The following is a 1,315-nucleotide window of genomic DNA, read 5'->3' as shown; positions in this document are numbered from 1 at the left end:
TGTACTTCCCTAATTAGAGTTGACCGTTTTTAAACATTAATTTCATTGTTAAAAATAGTAATAGATTTTTGCTCAAAAGTACTTTTGAGCAAAAATCTGTTTTCAAAATCAACAGGACTGATTTTCCCGATGTTATTATGAGGCCTTCTGTTGTTATATTGATACACAGCTTGAACAACCATTTTCTTTAACTGCTCAAAGCTTTTAGGATTCCAAAGTTCGATATAGTCATTTTTAATAGTTCTGTTTATTCGCTCCGCATAGGCATTATCCTGCGCTGTTTTTGCCATGCTTATTTTACATCCATTATCTTTTAATAGCTTGATATACTCGTTATAAACATACTGACTTCCTCTGTCAGAATGATGTATTTCAGGGGCTTCATGATGTTTTAAAGCCATTTTAAGCGCATCCATATTTGCTGTAGCTCTCATATGGTCGGAGACTTTGTAGCCTACTATTTTCTTGGTATAAACATCGATGATAAAAACAGCATAATAGAACTTTTCACCTACACGCATATACGTGATGTCTGATTGCCAGATTACAGACGGAGCCTGGACACACATGCCTTTAATTAAATTCGGATAATTTACATTTACAGAATAGGTGGTTCTTTTAAAATTCTTTTTGCGTTTTAATCGATAACCTAACTCCATAAATGTCTCAACAAAACGGTCCCTGCCGATAAAATCTGGACGTAATGTATAGTACATTTTCTCAACCCCACAACCCGGGTGTTCTGCTCTTAGATAATCCGCCTCGAGCATTAAATCCGTAACCTTTTGATTAAAAATAGTTTTACGCTTAGCATACTGGTGAACAGCTTGCTTGCTTATTCCAAGAGTCGTATACAACTGATTCATGGGATAAACTATTTTTTTCTGGTTGGTGCGGAACCATTCGATTGTGGGGTGTTGGAATTTTTTTTGATATCGATATTTAATTCTTCATTGGCGATATCAATCATCTTTTCCAAATAATCAATCATGATCTGTTTTTGACCAACGGCGCGCTCTAGATCCTTAATCTTTTGTTCTAAAGCCTTTAATTTTTGAGTACTACTGTCTTTCATCTCTACTATGCGTTGTCCTCTTTCGTTTGAAGAGGAATAAGTGTAAATCCATTTGTAAAGTGATGCTCTAGAAATATTATACATTCGCTGGAGCTGTAAAACGCTAAATTTACCACTTTCAAATTCATTGACAATAGACTTTTTAAAGTCCTCAGAAAACTTACGATGCTTACTGATTAATTTGATGTTTGCTTTCATATAAATTGACTTGATGTGGTCAACCTATATCAGGGACGTACA

2 protein-coding genes are annotated in these 1,315 nt (G+C 34.8%); both read right to left on the bottom strand.

Translation table 11 applies throughout. The features are described from left to right. Positions 1-29: 29 nt before the first annotated feature. Positions 30-866 carry an IS3 family transposase gene (locus BUC17_RS13850; RefSeq protein WP_073365520.1) on the bottom strand — a complete coding sequence of 279 codons (837 nt, stop codon included), beginning with the start codon at positions 864-866 and terminating at the stop codon, positions 30-32. An 8-nt stretch (positions 867-874) separates the two neighbouring features. After that, a complete protein-coding gene (locus BUC17_RS13845; RefSeq protein ID WP_073365518.1) occupies positions 875-1,273 on the bottom strand; it encodes a transposase in 399 nt (132 codons plus the stop codon). Between the last annotated feature and the right edge of the window lie 42 nt (positions 1,274-1,315).

It is taken from the genome of Flavobacterium fontis (genome assembly GCF_900129405.1).
Taxonomy (GTDB): domain Bacteria; phylum Bacteroidota; class Bacteroidia; order Flavobacteriales; family Flavobacteriaceae; genus Flavobacterium; species Flavobacterium fontis.
The sequence above is the reverse complement of the archived record's forward strand: the minus strand, read 5'-3'. Positions and strand labels throughout refer to the sequence as shown.

Excerpts from the sequence above, each read along its gene's own strand:
- BUC17_RS13850 (WP_073365520.1), bottom strand. The coding sequence starts at position 866 with ATGAATCAGTTGTATACGACTCTTGGAATAAGCAAGCAAGCTGTTCAC.
- BUC17_RS13845 (WP_073365518.1), bottom strand. The coding sequence starts at position 1,273 with ATGAAAGCAAACATCAAATTAATCAGTAAGCATCGTAAGTTTTCTGAG.